This window comes from Actinophytocola sediminis (genome assembly GCF_054779715.1).
Genome location: NZ_BAAGXS010000010.1, coordinates 41,186 through 61,821 on the forward strand (window position 1 = coordinate 41,186; position 20,636 = coordinate 61,821).

Sequence of the window (20,636 nt, forward strand, 5' to 3'; positions counted from 1 at the left end):
TCCTACGGTCGAACGGCGAGCTGGCGCGTCAGGTCGCGTACCGGCGACCGGTCCGGCGGTGCGAGCAGCAGATCGGCGGTCGTGGCGGCGATCCGCTCACCGAACGCGGAACCGACGTAGCCGTCGAACTTGGCGAGCAGTTGGTCCCTGGTCAACGGCGCACGGCTGTCCCCGGCCGGCACGTCGACGGTGCGGGTGTGCCGGGCACCGTCGTCGGTGGTGATGGTCACCCTGGTCGCGGTGTACTCGGGGTAGCGGGCCTCCAGGTCGGCCGCCGGGCGCAGCCGGACCAGGTCGGCGACCCGCAGCACGGCCGGGTCGGCGCGCCGGGCGCGGTCGAACTGCGCGCCGCCGACGTCCCGGTCGGCCACCGCCGCGCCGACCGCGTAGGGCAGGCTCAACGTACAGGCCACAGTGGACGGATCGGTGCCGACCGGACGGTCGACCAGCATCAGCGCGATGTCGTAGGTCTCCACGTCGACCTCGGTGATCCTGGCCGGGTCGAGATCCCGCTCAACGGCCAGTTCCACCGCGGCCTGGGCGGCGCCGTGGGTGTGCCGGCAGCCGGCGAACCGCTTCTGGTGGACGTCGAGGATCGTCCACTCCGTACCGAGGGTGTCGGTGGTGTCGGTGACCGGCGCCGAGCCGAGCACGGCGACCAGGCCACGCGGGTGCTCGATGACCTCCCGCCAGCCGGTCAGCCCGGCGGCGGCGTGCTGGGCGCCCTCGACCCCGGCCCTGGCCAGCTGCCCGGCGAAGGCCGGTTTGGCCGACGGCCCGGCGAAGATCGACTCGATGAGCACGGCGGGCGCGAAGAACGCGGTGGCACCGATCGCGTCGGCGATCCGCGCCGCCGGCAGACCGAGGAGTTTCGCACAGCCCGCCGCCGCGCCGAAGGCGGCCGCGATCGGGAACCACCCGGCCTGGGTGGCCCGGGGATGGGCGGCCCGCCCGATCCGGTCGGACACCTCGTAGGCGACGACCGTGGCGGTCAGCAACGCGCGCAGGTCGGCGCCGACCTCCTCGGCGACCGCGAGCAACGCGGGGATCGTGTGCGATGGGTGGAAGCCACCGAACCGGTAGCCGTCCTGGTGTTCGAAGACATCGGCCGCCGCGCCGTTGCAGAACGCGGCGTCCGGCGCGGGCGCGGCGAACCCGGCACCGAGCACGGTCGCCACCGGATGGCCGCCCCGAGCGCGGACCAGCTCGACCATGGTGGCCACCTCGGCCGTGTCCGCCCCGCCGACGGTCGCGCCGACGAAGTCCACCAGCAGTGCGCCCGCCTTGGCCGCCACCATGCCCGGAATGTCCTCATAGGACAGTCCGAACGCGAACTCGGCCATGGCGGCGGTAGTCGGCACGGCGGTCACTGCTGACCGCCGAGTTGCTCCCGCAGCCGGGTGACCAGCGCGCCGAACTTCGCGTCACCGGACACCGTGAGGTCGCGCGGGCGCTCGAAGTCGACGTCCACGATGTCCTGCACGCGACCGGGGCGCTGGGACAGCAGCACGACCCGGTCGGCGAGGAAGACCGCCTCGGAGATCGAGTGGGTGACCAGCACGACGGTCTTTCCGGTGTCCTGCCACAGCTTCTGCAGCAGCAGGTTCATCGTGTCCCTGGTCATCGCGTCCAGCGCGCCGAACGGCTCGTCCATCAGCAGGATCGACGGGCGGTGGATCAGCGCACGGGCGATCGCCACCCGCTGCTGCATGCCACCGGAGAGCTGCTTGGGGTAGTGGTCGAGGAACTCGCCGAGGCCGACCAGCTCGGCCAGCTCGATGGCCCGCTGCTTGCGCTCGGCGCGGCTGATGCCCTTGGCCTCCAACGGCAACGCGATGTTGCGCCACACCTTGCGCCACGGCATCAGGTTCGGCGCCTGGAACACGAAGCCGAGCGAGCCGAGCGCGTCCCGCGCCGGGGTGGCGTCCCGGCCGGTGAACAGCGGCCGGCCGCCGATCTCGATCGTGCCCTCGGTCGGCGAGATCAGCCCGGCCAGCATGCGCAGCAACGTGGTCTTGCCACAGCCGGACGGGCCGAGGAGCACCACGAACTCCCCCGGCTTGACCTCGATGTCGGTCGGCAGCAGCGCGCGGACCGGTCCCGCGCTCGCGGCGTAGGTCTTGCCGACCCCGCGTACGGAGATCGCCTCGCCGGCGGCGGCCTCGGCGCCCGGCCCGTGGTCGGTGGTTTCGGTCATCGCCTGCTCCCGGATGCTGCTCTCAGTCGACATAGGCCTGCCCTGCCAACTCGTCCCACGCGCCACCTGGCGGCGGGTCTCGGTACTCGGTGGTCGTGGCCGCGTCCGAGCGGATGAACGACATGGTGCCGCCGCGCGAGTACAGCGGCCCGTGGAAAACGTCCGGCGAGCGGAAGAAGTACGAGCCGGCGCGCATCACGCCGCGCGCGCCCATCAGCACGTCGCCGTAGACCTTGTAGGACTCCTCGTAGACCGGGTGCGCCTCCTCGGCCTCCGAGCGCCAGCCGGGCATCATCGCCGCGAGGTAGATGTAGGCGCGGTCGTCGTCGCGCAGCATCTTGAGCATGGCGCCCGGCGCCAGCTCGACGTCCCCGCTCCAGGTCGCCGGTGTCCACTTCAGACGCTCGGTGGCCGTGACGGTGACCCCGTCCGCGCCGTCGCCGGCGGCGAAGGCCGGCGTGGCCCAGAAACCGCAGTAGAGCACCAGACCGCGCGGGCCCGGCCGCAGGTCGATCGCCGACCCGGCGGCCACGTGCAGGTAGTCGTTGACCCCGATCGGCCGGTCGTTGAGCACGCCACCGCCGCCGAGCACGTACAGGTCGGCCTCGGCGGCCAGCACGCCGGTCTGGCGGTCGGCGATCCGGTGTACCGCGGTCTCCGCGCCGTCACCGGGATCCCGGCTCAGCAGCCGCTTGCGCCCACCGCCGGCGAAGCCGAACTCGTCGGCGGCCGGCCGATCCCATGGCAGGTCGGTGGTGTGCGTGAAGTCCACATCAGCTCGGTTCCACATCAGGCACTCTCCTGGTTGGCGCCGGCGATCCGCCTGCCGAGCAGGCGACCGAAGGACAGTGCGGGCGTGACACTCATCCCGCTGACGAAGGACCTGCCGGACAGCGTGCTGCCGCCGAGCACCTCCCCCGCCGCGTACAGGTTCTCGATCGGACCCGCCGGGCCGATCACCCGCAGGTGCTCGTCGACGACGATCCCGGCCGGGCTCTTCAGCGTCGAGCCGTGGTTGCGGACCGCGTAGAACGGCGGCTGCTCGATCGGCGTCGGCAGGTGCGCGCGGTCGAACCGGTCGCGGCCGGCGGCGACCGCCGCGTTGTACTCCTCGATGGTGTCGCGCAGGCCGTCCGCGTCGATCCCGGCCTGCGCGGCCAACTCCGCCACGGTGTCCGCCCGGCTGAACGACGGGTGGGTGTCGAACGCCTCGTCGAGCTCGGCCGCGCCCCACGTCGGCAGCAGCGGTGGCGCCGTGCGGCGCACCGCCTCGTCGTAGACCACCCAGAACCGCAGGTCCGGCTGGTCGAGCAGGGCTGTCTCCCGGACGTCGACGCTCGCCGAGTCCTCGGCGACGAACCGCGCTCCCCTGGCGTTGACGTGGATCTCCCACGGCACCCTGGACTGCGGGGTCAACTGCGGGTAGTCGTCGAGCGCGACTGTCCTGGATGGACTGTCGGGCAGCAGGACACCGCCGTAGGTCGGCAGGAAAAGGTCGCCACCCCTGGTGCGGGCGCCGAGGTCGAGCGCGGCCAGCAGGCCGGTGCCGGTCGAGGTCGGCGCGCCGGGGCCGACCAGCGGCGCGCCCTCGGTCAGCTCGGGGAACAGCTCCGCGTTGCCGGAGTAGCCACCGCTGGTGAGCACCACCGCGGCCGCGTCGATCTCCATGACCACCCCGCCGGGACCGGTCGCGGTCACGCCGGCCACCCGGCCGGGACCGGCCGGCCGCAACGCGGTCATCGTGGTGTTGAGGTGCAGGGTCACCGCCCCGTCGTCGCGCGCCCGCTCGAAGCGGGGCAACAGCACCTCGAGCACCGACCGACCGCCCCGGCGGCCCCAGTAGGTGCGCGGCAGTCCGTAGGGCTCGTGGAAGTACAGGATCGCCGGGGCTCCCGGATCCATCTCGAACCCGGCCGACACCAACCAGTCCACCGTCTCCGGCGCGTGGTCAACGGCCAGCCGGACCAGCGCGGGGTCCGCGCCGCCCTTGCTGATCCGCATGACGTCGTCGTAGTGCAGGTCCGGGCTGTCGTTGATGCCCAGCGCCCGCTGCACCGCGGTGCCGCCGGCCGACATCTGCGCCCACGACCGCCACAGCGTGCCGCCGACCTGGTCCGCCTGCTCGATCACGGTCACCCGCAGGCCGTGCCGGGCGGCCTCGGTGGCCGCCGGCAGGCCGGCGGTGCCCGCGCCGACGATCAGCAGGTCTACCCGCTCCGTGGTGGCCAACTCAGATCTGGTCCACGAACTCGGTGGTGACAAAGGCGTCGATGGGCTTCTTGGTGTCCTTCATGATCCCCGACTTGCGCATCAGGTCCACAGCGGACTGCCAGGACTCGAGGTCGATGCTCAGGTAGTCGCCGGACGCCGGCTTGCACAGCACCGGCTGCGCCTCGACCTTGAGCTTGGCCAGCTCCTCGTCGCTGACCTCGACCTCGTTGTACGCGCCGACCGCGGTCAGCACCTTGTCCAGGTTCTCCGGCTTCTCCAGGAACTGGAAACCCTTGCGGGAGGCGCGCAGGAAGCCGACGATCGCCTCGGTCTCCTGCTGCATGTCCTTTGTGGTCACGAAGTAGGAGTCGCCTGGCATCTTGGCGAACTCGTCGGTGTTGAGGTAGTTCAGCTCGATGCCGCGCTGCTTGAACGCGGTCTCCGAGCCGAGGTAGGTGATGAACCCGTCGACCTCACCGCGCTTGAGGAACTCCAGCGAGCCGACGTCGGCGCCGGTGACCACCTTGCGCACCTTGGCCGGGTCGAGTCCTTCCGCGACGGACATCGCGTCCAGCAGCAGCTCGGTCGACCCGCCCTTGGAGATGACGCCGATCGTCTTGCCCTGCCACTGTTCCGGGCTGGTCAGGGGATTTTCCGGGCTGGACGCCACGCTGTACTGGCTCTTCTGGTCGCCCTGCCCGACGGTGATGATGGTGGCGTTGGTGTCGGCGATCAGCGGGCAGGTGTTCACCGCGGCCGCCTTGCCGAAGAACGCCTGGCCGGCCGAGACCTGGGACACCGAGCTGGCGGTGCCGCTGCCGCCGACCGGGTCGATCCGCAGGCCCTCCTCCTCGAAGTAGCCCTCCTGGATCGCCACGTAGACGTCGGCGTAGTTCATGATGTGCTGGAAGGGCGTGACGAAGGTGAGGTCACGCAGGCTGGGGTCCGACGGGTTGTTGTTCGCGTCGTCGTTCCCGCTCGATGGCGCGCAGGACATCACGAACGACGAGCCGACCGCGGTGGTCACCGCGAACAGTCCGCTGCTGCGAAGGAAAGAACGTCGATCCATGGTGTGCTCCTGGATTCCGAGTGGGCCTAGAGAGAGGTGGCACGCCCCGACGACTCGTGCCAGGGGATCGCGAACCGTCGAACGCCCGCCACGATCGCGTAGAGCAGGAATCCGAGCACGGTCATGATGATCACCACGGCGAACAGCTGGTCGGTCCGCAGCGCGGCCAGCATGACCGTGGCCAGCGCGCCGAGACCCTCGTCGCCGCCGAGGTACTCGCCGACGATCGCGCCGGTGATGGCGAACACGATGCCCAGCTCGATCCCGGTGAGCACCGCGGGCAGCGACGACGGGATGTCCAGCGAGATGACCCGCTTCCACCACGGCGCCTGGATGACCCGCATCAGGTCGCGGTGGCCCGGCTCGATCGAGCGGATGCCGAGGATCGTGTTCTGCATCATCACGAAGAACGAGATGATCGCGGCCATGAAGATCTTCGACGAGATGCCGAAACCGAACCAGAGCAACAGCAGCGGCACGATCGCGACCTTGGGCACGACCTGCGTCGCGACCAGGAACGGCGACAGCACGCGTTCCACCGAGCGCATCTTGCCGAGCACGATGCCCAGCGTCACCCCGACCACGACGGCGATGCCGAAGCCGACGATCGTCTCGTAGAAGGTGACGTAGGTGGCCTCGTAGATCATCGACTGGCCGAGCAGGTCGACCAGCGCGACCCACACCTTCTCCGGCGGCGGCAGGATCAGCTCGCCGATGTCGAAGATGACCGTGTACAGCTTCCAGGCGCCGATGATGGCCGCCAGGATCAGCGGCGTGGTCACCCACAGCAACCACCGAGGGCCCGTCTCGCGCCGTCGCTGCGACGACTCGGCCCGCGACTCGGCTGGGGCTGGGGCTTGGGTCGCACTCACCATGCGGTGTCCTCCACGGGAAGAACCCTGGAACGTCCGCCGTAACGCTTAGCGGAACGCCGTACCGGATTTCGGTATGCTAAGTCTGGGCTCGAGCGGCGGTCAAGGCATCCGTCCGGTTAATCCGAAGTGGATTTGTCAAAATCAGACTGTCCGCATGGCGGCAAACGCGCAGGGTGACACCTGGACCGGTGCAGTACGAAGTGGACTGTCCGTAACGGACACTCGACCAGCGGAGGTAACTCCGTGGTGATGCGGATTGCTAGCAGGTAACGATTAGGCGCCGACGCGCCGGTACCCCAGTCCAGTTGAGACAGCGGAGGCCGCCTCGACGATCAGCTGGCCGTACTCGTCGAGCTTGTCGTCGCTGATCCTGGCGACCGGACCGCAGATCGACAGCGACCCGTACACCCGGCCGGAGGCGTCGAACACCGGCGCGGCGACCGAGCCCGCGTCGACCTGGCGTTCGCCCCGGCTGACCGTGTACCCCCGGCGGCGGACCCGGCGCAGCTCGTCCTCGAGCTCCTCCCGGCTGGTCACCGACAGGGTGCCGGTGAGCGTGCGGTCGAGGTAGGCGGCCAGTTCCTCGGCGCCAAGCGAGGCCAGGATGGCCTTGGACGAGCCGCCGACGTGCAGCGGGAACAGCTGGCCAAGCGGCACCGCCATGCGGATCTCCTGCGGCGAGAGCACCTGGGCCAGGTACATCCGCTGGTCGCCGTAGCGGGCAGAGAGGGTCGCGGTCTCCGCGGTGCGCGCGACCAGCCGTTCCATGTGCGGCTGGGCGATGCGCGGGACCTCCATCCGCGCCAGCGCGGCCAGCCCGACGCTCACCGCGCCCGGGCCGAGCCGGTAGCGGCGGGTCCGCTCGTCCACCACGAAGAAGCCGGTGGCCACCAGCGTGCGCACGATCCGGTGGACGACGGTCTTGCTGTAGCCGAGGGTGCGGGCGAGTTCGGACACCCCCACGTCCGGTTCCGGGGACTCGGCGACGGCGAACACGACCTGCAACGCGCGGGCGATGCCGCTGCTGGTCTCGCCGTCCTCGGCCTCCGTGCTCATGGCGCGGAATTCTAGGTGATCACATCTGCGCGCGGCACCCACCATCGCGTGCTATGAAATCGGCCATGGCTCAGACAACGCTGGTCGTCGGTGGTGCGGGCGGGATCGGGGCCGCGTGCGCCGACTGGTTCCGCGCCCGGGGCGACGAGGTGCTCGTGCTCGACCGGGCGCACGGCCACGACGCCGCCGACCCGGAGTCGGTCGCCGCCGTGCTCGCCGGGACCCCGGCGTTGGCCGCGGTCGTGCACGCCGCCGGCACGGTCGGCGCCGGCGGCATCGACGACCTCGACCTGGCGCGCTGGCGCCAGGTGCTCGAGGACAACCTGACCACCGCGGCGGTGGTGGCCAACCAGGCGCTGCCCCGGCTGTCGGCCGGCGGGTCGATGGTGTTGTTCAGCTCGGTCAACGGCCGCCACGGCGGCAACGAGCTGTCCGGCCCGGCCTACGCGGTGGCCAAGGCCGGGATCATCGGCCTCACCCGCCACCTGGCCAAACACCAGGCGCCCCGCCGGGTGCGGGTCAACTGCGTGGCGCCCGGCCCGGTGGCCACGCCCATGCTCGACCGGCTCACCGCCGACGAGCTGGCCGCGCTGCGGGCCAGTGTCCCGTTGGACCACATCACCGCCCCGGCCGAGATCGCCGAGACCGTCGGGTGGCTGTGCTCCCCCGGCGCGGCCTCGGTGACCGGCGCGGTGATCGACGTCAACGGCGGGATGTGGATGGGCTGACATCCCCGATCGCCTGGTCGAGAATGGACAGTCCACGCGCGAGCTCGTCCTCGGTCGCGGTCAGCGCCGGGGCCATCCGGAACACCCCGCCCATGCCCGGCAGCTGCACGATGTTCATGTGCAGGCCCAGTTCCAGGCAGCGCCGGGTGACCTGCGCGCCCAGCTCGGCCGACGGCTCCTTGGTCTCCCGGTCCACCACCAGCTCCAGCCCGACGAGCAGCCCACGCCCCCGGATGTCGCCGACGACCGGATGCCGCTCAGCGATACCTTCCAGGCCCGCGCGCAGGAACACCCCGAGCTCGGCCGCCCTGCGGTCAAGGCCGTCGCGCGCCAACACGTCGAGCACGGTGTTGCCGACCGCGGCCACCAGCGGGTCGGCCACGTGGGTGGTGAAGAACAGGAACCCGCGGTCGTGGGCTTGCTGCTCGATCTCGGCGCTGGTGATCACGGCCGCGAGCGGCAGTCCGGCGCCCAGGGTCTTGGACAGCGTGAGGATGTCCGGCACGACGCCGTCGCGCTCGAAGGCGTACCAGGTGCCGGTGCGGCACAGCCCGGTCTGCGCCTCGTCCAGGATCAGCAGCATGCCGCGTTCCCGGCACTTGTCGGCCAGCGCGGCCAGGTAGCCCGGTGGCGGCTCGAGCACGCCGCCGGAGCTGAGGATCGGCTCCACGATGCAGGCCGCCAGGCTGCCGGTGGACTGCGCGTCGACCAGGTCGAACCCGAGGTCGAGCTGGCGGCGCCAGTCGAGGTCGCCATCGGCGGTGGTGATGTCGGGGCGGTAGGTGTCCGGGGCGGGGATGACGAAGTTGCCCGGCGCGGCCGGGCCGTAGCCCTTGCGCCCGGCGCTGTAGGTGGCGTTGGCCGCGGCCTGGGTCATGCCGTGCCACGACCTGGCGAAGGCGACGACCTCGTGCCGGCCGGTGACCAGCTTGGCCATCCGGATGGCCGCCTCGTTGGACTCGGCGCCGGTGGTCAGCAGCAGCGCCTTCTCCAGCGGGTCGGGCAGGCTGTCGGCCAACCGCCGCGCCAGGTCGACGACCGGGCGGCTGAGCATGCCGCTGAACAGGTGGTCGAGCTCACCGATCTGGCGACGCACGGTGTCCACGATCTCCGGATGGGAGTGCCCGAGGATGGCGCTCATCTGACCGGAGGTGAAGTCCAGGATCTCCCGGCCGTCGGCGGTGTACAGGTAGCTGCCGGCGGCGCGGGTGATGATCTCCCTGGTGAAGTCCCCCGCGCCGGCGTAGCGCACGAGGTGACGGTCGGCATCGGCCCAGAACGTGTCGGTGGCCGGGCGGGCGGAGGTGGGGGCTGCCATGGCGCCGACGGTAGGTGGGCCGTGCGCGGCAGTCCAGCGCCCGGCCCACCCGACCCGGTCAGCCGGCGGTGATCTCCGCCGCCGAGGCCAGCGAGCCACCGGACGCGGACAGCGCCGTCAACCTCACGTAGCGGGCCGGCGTCGGCGTGAAGGTGGTGGTCTTGAGCCGCGCGTCGGGGACCCAGGTGCCCCGCGCCACCTCGGTGTAGGTCCGGCCGTCCTGGCTCACCGACACCACGTGGTCCTGGATGGTGCCGTTGAGGTTGCCGTCGAACCGCGGCTGGTAGTCCACCTTGGACACCGTGCGCGGCTCGCCGAGGTTCAGCGTGATCGACTGCGGCAGCGGCGCCGGCGGGGCCCACTCGGTGTGCCAGAACGTGGCGATGTCACCGTCGATGGCGTTCTCCGGCGGATGGCCGGCGTTGAAGCTGCTCGCGTACACCGCCGGCTCGGTACAGGTGCCGTCCGGCACGGTCACCGGGACCACCGTCCTCGACTCTCCGATGTGGACGGTCAGCTGGTGGCGTCCAGGTGGCGCCTGCTGGGGCGCGGTCACCCGCAGCACGACCTGGCGCGCCTGGCCCGGCGGCGCGGTGACCGTGGTCGCCGTCGGCTCGACGACCACCGGCACCGACGCGGCGACCGTCACCTCCTCGGTGACCGCCGTGTCCGTGCGGTTGGCCACCCTGGCCACGACCGCGGCGACCCGGGTACCGAACTCGCAGTGGTCGAGGGTCACCTCGCCCGGCGCCACCACCCGGCGCACCGGTTCCGGCTCGCCGACCAGCGCCCAGGTGAACGGCGAGTCCGCGTAGTACCCCGCCCGGCACTCCCGCGAGGCCGCGCCGGAGTCGCCGCTGTCGTAAGCCTGCTTGCAGCCCGCCGGCTGGCCGGAGTCGACCTGGGCCGAGGACACCGCACCCGGCGTCAGCAGGTAGCCGCTGTGTGGCCGGGACTGCGCGAGCGCGCGCTCGAACGCGGCGTCGGTGAGCGCGTGGGTGTCGGTCAGCGTCGTCCAGAACGGTTGCGGGGCACAGTCGACCGGCTGGTCATCGGTCGCCAGCACGCACCTGGCCAGCCGCAGGTCAACGCCGAGTACCGGGGTGGCGTCGCCGTCGCGACCCAGCGCGTGGAACGCGTCGGCGGCCACCGAGGGGTCACCGCCGACGTGCCCGGCAACCAGCCGCAGCCGCCGCTGCGAACCGGTCTGCCGCACGGTCGCGTAGGCCTGGTCCTCGCTCTGGATCCGGGTGAACCCCGACCTGTTCCGCTCGACGGACAGCGTGCGGGTGTTCACCACGATCGCGGTCTCGCGCACCGAGCCGTCCGGCGCGAACGCCTCCCGGCCCGGCTCGACGACCGCGCGGTACGGGACGCCGAACGTGGCGCTCATCCTGGTCGCCACCCGGCGCGCGCCGGGGCCGAGAACCTCGGCCAGCAGCACCGCGTCCGGCGCCCCGGGCACCCGTTTCGCCAGGGTGGCGACGAAGTTGTCCACGTCCCGCTGGTCGCGCACGTCCGCGGGCCGGATCGCCTCCTGCAGGTTCGCCTGCACCACCAACACCTTCGCCGCCGGCGGCGCCCCGGTCTCCACAGTGGACGCCGCAATACTCACCGCGACACTTAACGCGGCCACCACCAACGGCACGGCCACCACGGCCGCGATCCTGCGCGACATCACGCCTCCCGCAACTCTGGCCGGCCGGACTCGACGACGAACGACGCGCGGGTGGACATCGTGCCCCCCGGCTGGTTGACCCGGTCGAGCACCAGGTAGTCCGCCCGCCACTGGTCGCCGTCGGCGTGGCAGCGGACGTATCCCCGCTGGGAGTTGACGAACCGCAGGTGCGGGTTGGCCGCGAGCCACTCCCGGCCGCCCGCGGTCTGGTCGGCACCGTTGCCCCCGGTGGAGATCGAGGTGCCGAGGAACTCCGGCGCCACCGTCGGCGACTCCGGCCGGGCGAAGTCCAGCTTCACCTCCGCGGCGAGGTTCACGTGCGCGTCACCGGTGATCAGCACCGGGTTGCTGACCGCGCGCTCGACCATGCCGTGCAGCACCCGGTCGCGGCTGGCCGCGTACCCGTCCCAGGTGTCCGGGTTGAGCTGTTGCAGTCCGGGATCGGTCAGCCGGTCGAGCTGGGCCATCAGTGTCTGGTTGCCGATGATGTTCCAGGTGGCCCGCGAGCGGCCCAGCCCGTCGAGCAGCCACTTCTCCTGCGCCGCGCCGAGCATGCTGCGGGCCGGGTCCTCGCGGGCGCCGATGTCCTGCGCGTCGCGGTACTGGCGCTCGTCGAGCATGTGCAGCATGCCGTGCCGGCCGAAGCGCAACCTGCGGTGCAGCCGCATGTCCGGCCCGGTCGGCAACGCCGACCGGCGCAGCGGCATGTGCTCGTAGAACGCACGCAGCGCCCATGCCTTGCGGCGTAGGAAGTTCTCCGGTGTCGGCCGGGTCGGCTCGGTCGCCGCCGACCAGTTGTCCTTGACCTCGTGGTCGTCGACGGTCACCACGAACGGCAGTACCGCCCGCGCCGCCCGCAGGTCCTGGTCGCCGGCCACCAGCGCGTGCCGGATCCGGTACTGGTCCAGCGTCATCGGCTCCAGCCGCTGGGGCAGCGACAGCGACACCCCGCGTACCCCGCCGGTCTCGCCGATCTGGTTCTCGTAGATCCAGTCACCGAGGTGCACGACCACGTCGAGGTCCTGGCCGGCCAGATGCCGGTAGGCGGTGAAGAACCCGGCGTCCCACTGCTGGCAGGAGGCGAACGCCAGCGCGAGCGGCCCGGACTCGTGCGGGGCCGCGGCGGTGCGGGTGTGCCCGACCTCGCTCACCTCACGGTCCACCGCGAAGCGGTACCAGTAGTCCCGGCCGGGTCGCAGCCCGGGCACCTCGACGTGCACCGAGTGCGCCAGCTCCGGCAGGGCGCTCACCGTGCCCCGCCGCACCACCCTGGTCATCGCCTCGTTCTCCGACACCTCCCAGCGCACCGGGAACCGGGTCGGCGGCATGCCGCCCATCCCGTCCTCGGCGAGCGGCTCCGGGGCCAGCCTGGTCCACAGCACCACCCCGTCCGGTTCCGGATCGCCGGAGGCGAGGCCGAGTTGGAACGGGTAGCCGGGTAACGGCGGCGCCGCGGCCGCCCGACTGAACGGAAGCTGCGACAGCGCGGCGAGGCCGGCGAGACCGCCGACCCCGGTCAGCAGCCGCCGCCGGTCGAACACCACCATCTGCCATCTCCTTCTGACCGGCTCACCATTCGGCGAGCGTGCCGTCCGGGTGCCGCCACACCGGGTTGTGCCAGCTGTGGCCGAGTTCCCCGGCCCGCCGGACCGCCGCCTCGTCCACCTCGATCCCGAGACCGGGACCGAGTGGGCGGGTGGCGTAGCCGTCGACGAAGTCGAACATCGCGGGGTCCACCACGTAGTCGAGCAGCTCGTCCGACGAGTGGTAGTGCATCCGCAGACTCTGTTCCTGGATAAGGAAGTTCGGCACCGCGAAGGCCAGCTGGATGGCGGCCGCGAGCGCGATCGGCCCCAGTGGACAGTGCGGGGCGAGCGCGGCGCCGTGCACCTCGGCGAGCGCGGCGATCCGGCGCACCTCGGAGATCCCCCCGGCGTGCGACGGGTCGGGCTGGGCCACCGCCACCCCCGCCGCCAGCGGTGCGTGGAAGTCCCAGCGGGAGTACAGCCGCTCACCGGTCGCCAGCGGCACGGGGCTGGCCCGGACCAGATCGCCGACCAGGTGCAGGTGCTCAGGCAGCACCGGCTCCTCGACGAACATCGGCGCGACGTCGGCGAGCATCGGCAGCAGCCGCCTGGCCATGGCGGGCGAGACCCGCCCGTGGAAGTCGATCGCGAGGTCCCGCTCGTCGCCGAGCACCGCGCGGGCCTGCTCGGCCCGGCGCACGAGCTGACGCGCCTGGTGCGGGCTGTCGATGGCCAGCAGCCGCCCGGAGCCGTTCATCTTCACCGCGGTGAAGCCGGCCGCCACCTGCGCGGCGACCTCGTCGGCGACCTCGCCCGGCTCGTCGCCACCGACCCAGGTGTACATCCGGACCCGGTCGCGCACCGGGCCGCCGAGCAGCTCGTGCACCGGCGCCGCCCGCACTTTGCCGGCGATGTCCCACAACGCCTGGTCATATCCCGCCAGCGCGCTCGACAGCACCGGCCCGCCACGGTAGAAACCGCCGCGATGGAGCCGTTGCCAGTGGTCCTCGATGCGCAGCGGGTCCTCGCCGATGACCAGTTCGGACAGCTCGTGCACGGCCGCGCGCACGGTCCGCGCGCGGCCCTCGACCACCGGTTCGCCCCAGCCGACGACACCCTCGTCGGTGCTCACCTTGAGGAACAGCCAGCGCGGCGGCACCAGGAAGGTCTCGATCTCGGTGATCTTCACGTGCTCCCCTTCGCGCGTGTGACCTGGTCCGCGTCGTGCAGGGCCTGGTCGAGCAGCGCGCGCATCGCCAGCTCCGCCCCGTCCGGGTCACCGTCCCTTGTGGCCTCGAAGACCGCGCGGTGCGCTGGCACGGGATCGCGCACCGCGCCGCCGTGTCCGGTGTGTACCAACATGTCCCGCGCGGCCAGGCCGACCTCGATCATCGCCTCCATCCGGGTCAGCATCTCGTTGTGCGCGGCCGCGAGCAGGGCGGCGTGGAAGGCCAGGTCGGCCTCGACCGCGGCGGTGCTCGCCGGGTCCGCCGCGGCCATCGCGTCGAGTGCCTGGCTCAGCGCGGCCAGATCCGCCTCGTCGCGACGCAGCGCGGCCAGCCGCGCGCCCGCGGGCTCCACAATGGACCGGACCTCGGCGAGCTGGCTCAGCAGCTGCCCGGTCGGCTGTTCGGCCAGCTGCCAGCGCAGCACGTCGGCGTCGAGCAGGTGCCAGTCGGCCCTCGGCAGCACGAAGGTCCCGCGCTTCTGCCTGGCGTCCACCAAACCCTTGGCGGCCAACACCTTCAGCGCCTCACGCAGCACAGTTCTGCTGACGTCCAACTCGGACTCCAGCTCGGCGAGGTCGATCGACTCCTCCGGCACGAGCCGACCGGACACGATCCGCCCGCCAAGTTCGTTGACCACCTGGCCGTGCAGGCCCCGGCCGGCGTAGCCGTTGGCCCCGCGCTCCCTCATGCCGAGTCCTTGTGGATCGTCCAGCCGCCGTCGACGACCAGCTCGGCGCCGGTGACGTAGGAGGCGTCGTCGCAGGCGAGGAAGGCGATGGTGGCGGCGACCTCTGCCGGCTGGCCGAACCGGCGCAGCGCGGTGCCCGCGACACTGCGTTCCCGGTCCACTTCGGACACCCGGTCCCAGGCCGAGGTGAGCACCGGTCCCGGCAGCACACAGTTGACCCGCACCCTCGGGCCGTACTCGACCGCCACCTGCCGGGTCAGCGCGGTGAGCGCGCCCTTGCTCGCGGCGTAGGCGGGATGGCCGGGCAGCCCGGCGACCGCGTGCACGGAGGACACCAGCACGACCGCGCCGTGCCCGTGCTCGGCGAGCAGCGGCAGGCAGGTGCGCAACGCGTGGTAGGCCGCGCCGAGGTTCACGTCGAGCTGGCGGGCCCACTCGTCCTCGGTGGTCTCGGTGATCGGCTTGGCCACGAGGGTGAACGCGTTGCTCACCAGCACGTCCAGCCGCCCGTGGCGCTCGCGGGCGAGGTCGGCGGCCTGGCGCCAGGTCCTGGCCAGGGCCACGTCGCCGGCGAGGAACACCGCGCGGCCACCGCCGGCGGTGATCTCCTCGACCACCTCGGCCCCGCGCTGGTCGACGTCGATCGCGACGACGCCGGCCCCCTCGGCGGCCAGCCGGCGGGCGGTGGCCGCGCCGATCCCCGACGCCGCCCCGCTGACCAGCGCCGATCTGCCGGCCAACCGCGCGGGCACGGTCGGGTCCAGGTCATTCATCAGGTCGTTCTCCTCATCCCGGCGCGCCCCGAAGGTCCGGCTCGTCCCGAAGGCTACGAGAAAACATAAAATACGACAATATCTTGACAAGCCTCACCCTGTCGGGCGACAGTCCTGGCCAATGTGGATGGACCCAGGAAGGGCTGAAGCTCAATGACGCGTAGCAGCAACCTTCGCCGCCTGCTGGCCGCCGTGCTCGGCATGGTGAGCTTCGCGGCGGTCGCGTGCGGCGGCGGGGGCGAGACGCCGGCGCGGCCCCAGGAACGCGAGCCGGGCGAGAAGATCACCCTGACCTTCTGGTCCTGGGTGCCCGGTGTGGACAAGGCCGTGGACCTGTGGAACCAGCAGAACCCGGAAGTCCAGGTGAAGCTGGAGAAGATCCCCGCCGGCAACACCGGCGGCTACGCGAAGATGCACTCCGCGCTCAAATCCGGTGAGGCACCGGACCTGGCCCAGGTCGAGTACCAGGTGATCCCGGAGTTCCTGCTCGAGGGCGGCCTGGTCGACCTCAAGCCGCTCGGCGTCGAGGAGCGCGAGGGCGACTTCGTCGACTGGCAGTGGGCCCAGGGCGTGTTCGGCGACAGCGTGTACGCCGTCCCGCAGGCCTCCGGCCCGATGGCGATGTTCTACCGCCACGACCTGTTCACCAAGTGGGGCATCGCGCCGCCGACCACCTGGGCGGAGTACGAGCAGGCGGCCCGCGCGATCCGCCAGGCCGACCAGAACGCCTACATCACCACGTTCCCACCGGGAAACTCCCCGTGGTTCGTCTCGCTCGCCGCGCAGACCGGCGACCACTGGTTCGACGTGCGCGGGGACACCTGGTCGGTCGACATGGACACGCCGAAGACCATCGAGGTCGCCGAGTACTGGGACCGGCTGCGCGCGGACAAGCTGATCAAGACCGACATGGACTTCCAGAACGGCTGGTTCGCCGACCTGCAGGCCGGTCGCGTGGTCACCTGGGTCGGCGCCCAGTGGGGTGACGCGATCCTCATGGGCAACGCGCCGGACACCGCCGGCAAGTGGCGGGTGGCGCCGATGCCACAGTGGACGAAGGGCGAGCAGGCGTCCGCGAACTGGGGCGGCTCGTCCACCGCGCTGCTCACCGGCGCCGACTATCCCAAGGAGGCGCTGAAGTTCGCGCTGTGGCTCAACACCGACCCCGCCAGTGTCGACCTGTTGATCGGCGGCGGCTACGGCTGGCCGGCGGCGCAGGACGCCTTCAGCGGCTCAGCGCTGGACAAACCGTCGGAGTTCTTCGGCAACCAGAAGATCAACGACGTGTTCGCCGAGGCCGACAAGAACGTGGACAAGTCGTGGAAGTGGCTGCCGACCGCGACCGCCATGTTCGAGAACCTCAACCAGGGCTTCCAGGACGCGGTCGCCGGCAACGGCAGCTTCGCCGACAGCGTGCGTGCCGCGCAGGACAAGACGGTGGCCGACATGAAGGCCAAGGACCTGCAGGTCGCGGACGGCTGAGGGTGACCACGTCGACACCGCGCGGCGGGCGACCCCGAAGTCCGCTGGTGCCATGGATGTTCCTCGCCCCGTTCGGGGTGCTGTTCCTGCTGCTGTTCGTCGCGCCGATCGGGTACGCGATCTACCAGAGCCTGATCAAGGTCGAACGCACCGGGCCGATGGGCCTCGGCCAGTCCGAGGAGGTCTTCGCGGGCCTGGAGAACTACGGCAGGGCGGTCACCGAACCGACCTTTGTGGACAGTGTGGGCCGGGTGCTGTTGTTCGCCGCGGTGCAGGTGCCGCTGATGATCGTGTTCGCGACCCTGCTCGCGCTGCTGCTGGACTCGGCCTCCGCGCGCTGGCCCGGCCTGTTCCGCGCGGTGTACTTCCTGCCATACGGGGTGCCCGGCGTGATCGCGAGCATTCTGTGGGGCTTCCTGTACGTGCCGGGGCTCAGCCCGGTGGTGGACGGGCTCGCCGCGCTCGGGCTGCCGGTCGACCTGCTCGGCCCGTCGACCGTGCTCTGGTCGATCGCCAACATCGTCACCTGGACCTTCGTCGGCTACAACATGCTGGTGATCATCGCGCAGCTCAAGGCGATCCCGACCGAGCTGTACGAGGCGGCCACAGTGGACGGTGCGAGCGCGCTGCGGGTGGTGTGGCACGTGAAGCTGCCGCTGGTGCGGCCGGCGCTGGTGCTCACCACGGTGTTCACCATCATCGGCACCCTGCAGCTGTTCGCCGAGCCGCTGGTGCTCAAGCCACTGTCCACCGCGCTCACCTTCACCTACACGCCGAACCTGTCGGCGTTCAACGAGGCGTTCCGCAACAACAACTACGGGCTCGCCGCGGCCGAGTCGGTACTGCTCGCGCTCGGCGCGTTCGTGCTGTCGTTCGGGTTCCTGCGCCTGGTCGGCCGCCGTGGTGACCGCCGATGATGGCGGCACCGCGAACCCGGATCATCGTCACCGCGGTGCTCGCGGTCATCGCGCTGTACTTCCTGCTGCCGGTGTACTGGCTGATCGTGGCGAGCACCAAGAGCACCGGGGACCTGTTCGGCAGCTCCGGCCTGTGGTTCGCCGACTTCCGGCTCTTCGAGAACCTGGCCGACCTCTTCAGCCGCGACAACGGCGTGTACCTGAGGTGGGCGGCCAACACCGTGCTCTACGCGGTCGTCGGCGCCGCGGTGAGCACGCTGCTCGCGGCCGCCGCCGGGTACGCGTTGGCCAAGTTCTCCTTCCGTGGCCGGGAAGCGGTGTTCAACGTGGTGCTCGGCGGCGTGCTCGTGCCGGCGACCGCGTTGGCGCTGCCGCTGTACCTGATGTTCAGCGAGGTGGGGCTGGCCAACACCTACTGGGCGGTGCTGCTGCCCAGTCTGGTCAACCCGTTCGGGGTGTACCTGCTGCGGATCTACACCGAGGCGGCGGTGGCCGACGAGCTGCTGGAGGCCGGGCGGATCGACGGCGCGAGCGAGCCGCGGATCTTCTTCTCGGTGGTGCTGCGGCTGCTCACCCCCGGCCTGGTGACCGTGTTCCTGTTCCAGTTCGTCGGCATCTGGAACAACTATTTCCTGCCGCTGGTCATGCTGTCGGACCCGGAGCTGTACCCGATCACCCTCGGGCTGGTCTCCTGGCACACCATCGCCGACCGGCAACCGGAGCTCTACGCGCTGACTATCGGTGGCGCGCTGGTCTCCGTCGTACCACTCATGATCGTCACCGCGGTGCTCCAGCGGTTCTGGCGCGCCGGACTGACCGAGGGAAGTGTGAAGGGTTGATTTTCCCGAACATGACAAGGTTCTCGTTCGGCGGGGACTACAACCCCGAGCAGTGGCCGGAGTCGGTGTGGCACGAGGACCTCGCGCTCATGCGCGAGGCGGGCGTCACCATGGTGAGCCTTGGCATCTTCTCCTGGGCCAACGTCGAGGCCCGGCCGGGCGAGTACGACTTCGGCTGGTTCGACCGGGTGATGGACCTCCTGGCGGACAACGACATCGCCGTGTGCCTGGCGACCATGACGGCCTCCCCGCCGCCCTGGCTGGCCAAGCTCGCGCCGGAGACCCTGCCGCGCCGCGCCGACGGCACCATCCTGTGGCCGGGTGGGCGCCAGCACTACTGCCCGTCCAGCCCGGTGTACCGCGAGCACGCCGGCCGGTTGGTCGAGCGGCTGGCGCGGCGCTACGCCGGCCATCCGGCGCTCGCGTTGTGGCACATCGGCAACGAGTACGGCTGCCATGTGTCCACTTGCTACTGTGAGGCGTCCGCGACGGCCTTCCGTGACTGGCTGGCCGCGCGCTATGGCGACGTGCACGGGCTCAACGAGGCCTGGTCGACGGCCTTCTGGTCGCAGCGCTACGACGCCCTCGACGAGGTACACCCGCCGAGGACGAACCCGGCCATCGCCAACCCCGCCCAGCAGCTGGACTTCCAGCGGTTCTCCTCCGACGCGCTGCTCGACTGTTTCCTGCTGGAGAAGGAGATCATCCGCCGGCACTCCCCTGACGTGCCGGTGACCACCAACCTGCTGGGGGTGTGGAAGCCGGTCGACTTCTTCGCCTGGGCACCACACCAGGACGTGATCTCGCACGACTCCTACCCCGACCCGCACGACCCCGGCACCCACGTCGAGGTCGCGTTCAACTACGACCTGATGCGCTCGCTGCGCGACGGCGCGCCGTGGCTGCTGATGGAACAGGCGCCCAGCGCGGTGAACTGGCGGGACCGCAACGCGCCCAAGGGTCCCGGCCTGATGCGGCTGTGGAGCTACCAGGCCGTCGCCCGCGGCTCGGACTCGGTGCTGTACTTCCAGTGGCGGCAGTCCAGGGGCGGCGCCGAGCGGTTCCACTCGGCGATGGTGCCGCACGCCGGCAAGGACACCAGGACCTTCCGCGAGGTGGCCGGGCTCGGCGCGGAGCTGGCCGGCCTGACCGAACTGCTCGGCAGCCGGGTGGAGGCCACGGCGGCGGTGGCCATGGACTGGTCGAGCTGGTGGGCACTGGAGACCGACTCGCACCCGGCGACCGACCTGCGCCAGCAGGAGGCCAACCTCGCGCACTACCGGCCGCTGTGGGAGAGCCGGATCACCACCGACGTCGTGCACCCCGGCGCCGACCTGTCCGGCTACCGGCTGGTGGTCGTGCCGAACCTGTACCTGGTCGACGAGGCCACCGCGGCGAACCTGGCGCGCTACGTGCACGCCGGCGGACACCTGGTGATCTCGTTCTTCTCCGGCATCGTCGACGAGTGCGACCGGATCCATCTCGGCGGGTACCCGGCGCCGCTGCGGGAGCTGCTCGGTGTGCACGTCGAGGAGTTCTGGCCGCTGGCACCGGACGGCGAGGTGGGTCTGGCACTCACCGACGGCCGAGGCGGCTCGGGTTCGCTGTGGTCGGAGTGGATCGCGTTGGAGGGCGCCGAGGCGCTGGCCACCTTCGCCGACGGTGAGCTGGCCGGCCTGCCGGCGGTCACCCGGCACGACTACGGCGCCGGGGTGGCGTACTACCTGGGCACCCGCCCGGATCCGGCCACCATGGGCACCCTGCTGCGGCAGGCCGCCGACCACGCCGGGGTGGCGCCGACGCTCGCCGGGGCGCCGGCCGGGGTGGAGGCGACCGTGCGGCGCGCCGGGACCGGCGACCGCTACCTGTTCCTGCTCAACCACAACATGTTCGGCGTGACCGTGCCGGTACCGGCCGGCGCGTGGGACGTCCTCGGTGGGGTCGAGCTGACCGGGCCGGTCGAGCTCGCGCGCCGCGGCGTGCTGATCGCCAGGCTGCCAGGAGGTGAGCGGGGCATCACGGAGAGTCGGTGACGATTACGCCGATCAGG

The 20,636-nt window shown here is 71.3% G+C and carries 18 protein-coding genes; 5 read left to right on the forward strand and 13 right to left on the reverse strand.

Translation table 11 applies throughout. From position 1 onward, the window contains the following. Window positions 1-2: 2 nt before the first annotated feature. From ACYVIP_RS06135 to ACYVIP_RS06165, 7 genes are all read right to left on the reverse strand, one after another. Entirely contained in the window at window positions 3-1,361 is a 1,359-nt protein-coding gene (locus ACYVIP_RS06135) for an MmgE/PrpD family protein (protein ID WP_460392924.1), read from the reverse strand. Between the two features lie 5 nt (window positions 1,362-1,366). After that, entirely contained in the window at window positions 1,367-2,197 is an 831-nt protein-coding gene (locus ACYVIP_RS06140) for an ABC transporter ATP-binding protein (RefSeq protein WP_460392926.1), read from the reverse strand. 22 nt (window positions 2,198-2,219) lie between these two features. After that, a complete protein-coding gene (locus tag ACYVIP_RS06145) occupies window positions 2,220-2,987 on the reverse strand; it encodes a DUF4437 domain-containing protein (RefSeq protein ID WP_460392928.1) in 768 nt (255 codons plus the stop codon). Then, entirely contained in the window at window positions 2,987-4,426 is a 1,440-nt protein-coding gene (locus ACYVIP_RS06150; RefSeq protein WP_460392930.1) for an FAD-dependent oxidoreductase, read from the reverse strand. Before ACYVIP_RS06150 ends, ACYVIP_RS06145 begins: the two co-directional genes overlap by 1 nt. Before the next feature lies 1 nt (window position 4,427). Next, window positions 4,428-5,477, reverse strand: a complete 1,050-nt coding sequence (locus tag ACYVIP_RS06155) for an ABC transporter substrate-binding protein (protein ID WP_460392932.1) — start codon at window positions 5,475-5,477, stop codon at window positions 4,428-4,430. A 26-nt stretch (window positions 5,478-5,503) separates the two neighbouring features. Then, window positions 5,504-6,259 carry an ABC transporter permease gene (locus ACYVIP_RS06160; protein WP_460392934.1) on the reverse strand — a complete coding sequence of 252 codons (756 nt, stop codon included), beginning with the start codon at window positions 6,257-6,259 and terminating at the stop codon, window positions 5,504-5,506. Between the two features lie 366 nt (window positions 6,260-6,625). Next, window positions 6,626-7,408 carry an IclR family transcriptional regulator gene (locus tag ACYVIP_RS06165; protein WP_460392936.1) on the reverse strand — a complete coding sequence of 261 codons (783 nt, stop codon included), beginning with the start codon at window positions 7,406-7,408 and terminating at the stop codon, window positions 6,626-6,628. 65 nt (window positions 7,409-7,473) lie between these two features. On the opposite strand from ACYVIP_RS06165, the gene ACYVIP_RS06170 reads away from it, so the two are divergent. After that, on the forward strand, window positions 7,474-8,136 hold the full coding sequence (locus ACYVIP_RS06170; protein WP_460392938.1) for an SDR family NAD(P)-dependent oxidoreductase: 663 nt from the start codon (window positions 7,474-7,476) through the stop codon (window positions 8,134-8,136). Here the strand turns inward: ACYVIP_RS06170 and ACYVIP_RS06175 are convergent. The 6 genes from ACYVIP_RS06175 to ACYVIP_RS06200 are packed head-to-tail and all read right to left on the reverse strand — an operon-like array spanning window position 8,111 to window position 15,348. After that, complete coding sequence (locus ACYVIP_RS06175) at window positions 8,111-9,454, reverse strand: aspartate aminotransferase family protein (RefSeq protein ID WP_460392941.1); 1,344 nt, start codon at window positions 9,452-9,454, stop codon at window positions 8,111-8,113. The two genes, ACYVIP_RS06170 and ACYVIP_RS06175, sit on opposite strands and share 26 nt — an antisense overlap. Before the next feature lie 58 nt (window positions 9,455-9,512). After that, window positions 9,513-11,132 carry a discoidin domain-containing protein gene (locus ACYVIP_RS06180; protein ID WP_460392943.1) on the reverse strand — a complete coding sequence of 540 codons (1,620 nt, stop codon included), beginning with the start codon at window positions 11,130-11,132 and terminating at the stop codon, window positions 9,513-9,515. Then, a complete protein-coding gene (locus tag ACYVIP_RS06185) occupies window positions 11,132-12,679 on the reverse strand; it encodes an alkaline phosphatase D family protein (protein ID WP_460392945.1) in 1,548 nt (515 codons plus the stop codon). Before ACYVIP_RS06185 ends, ACYVIP_RS06180 begins: the two co-directional genes overlap by 1 nt. A 22-nt stretch (window positions 12,680-12,701) precedes the next feature. After that, window positions 12,702-13,847: a galactonate dehydratase gene (gene dgoD / locus ACYVIP_RS06190; protein WP_460392947.1), complete on the reverse strand. Its 1,146-nt coding sequence runs from the start codon at window positions 13,845-13,847 to the stop codon at window positions 12,702-12,704. Then, the gene (locus ACYVIP_RS06195; RefSeq protein ID WP_460392949.1) at window positions 13,844-14,575 is read right to left on the reverse strand and encodes a FadR/GntR family transcriptional regulator; all 732 of its coding nucleotides are present in this window, start codon (window positions 14,573-14,575) and stop codon (window positions 13,844-13,846) included. The genes dgoD and ACYVIP_RS06195 overlap by 4 nt, the downstream gene beginning before the upstream one ends. Continuing rightward, window positions 14,572-15,348, reverse strand: coding sequence for an SDR family NAD(P)-dependent oxidoreductase (locus ACYVIP_RS06200; protein ID WP_460392951.1), 777 nt, complete (start codon window positions 15,346-15,348; stop codon window positions 14,572-14,574). The genes ACYVIP_RS06195 and ACYVIP_RS06200 overlap by 4 nt, the downstream gene beginning before the upstream one ends. A 153-nt stretch (window positions 15,349-15,501) precedes the next feature. On the opposite strand from ACYVIP_RS06200, the gene ACYVIP_RS06205 reads away from it, so the two are divergent. The 4 genes from ACYVIP_RS06205 to ACYVIP_RS06220 are packed head-to-tail and all read left to right on the forward strand — an operon-like array spanning window position 15,502 to window position 20,619. Further along, on the forward strand, window positions 15,502-16,830 hold the full coding sequence (locus ACYVIP_RS06205; protein WP_460392953.1) for an ABC transporter substrate-binding protein: 1,329 nt from the start codon (window positions 15,502-15,504) through the stop codon (window positions 16,828-16,830). Between the two features lie 56 nt (window positions 16,831-16,886). Continuing rightward, window positions 16,887-17,747, forward strand: a complete 861-nt coding sequence (locus ACYVIP_RS06210) for a carbohydrate ABC transporter permease (RefSeq protein ID WP_460392955.1) — start codon at window positions 16,887-16,889, stop codon at window positions 17,745-17,747. Next, a complete protein-coding gene (locus ACYVIP_RS06215; RefSeq protein WP_460392957.1) occupies window positions 17,744-18,586 on the forward strand; it encodes a carbohydrate ABC transporter permease in 843 nt (280 codons plus the stop codon). The genes ACYVIP_RS06210 and ACYVIP_RS06215 overlap by 4 nt, the downstream gene beginning before the upstream one ends. 11 nt (window positions 18,587-18,597) lie before the next feature. Continuing rightward, window positions 18,598-20,619, forward strand: coding sequence for a beta-galactosidase (locus ACYVIP_RS06220; protein WP_460392959.1), 2,022 nt, complete (start codon window positions 18,598-18,600; stop codon window positions 20,617-20,619). The last annotated feature ends 17 nt before the right edge of the window (window positions 20,620-20,636 follow it).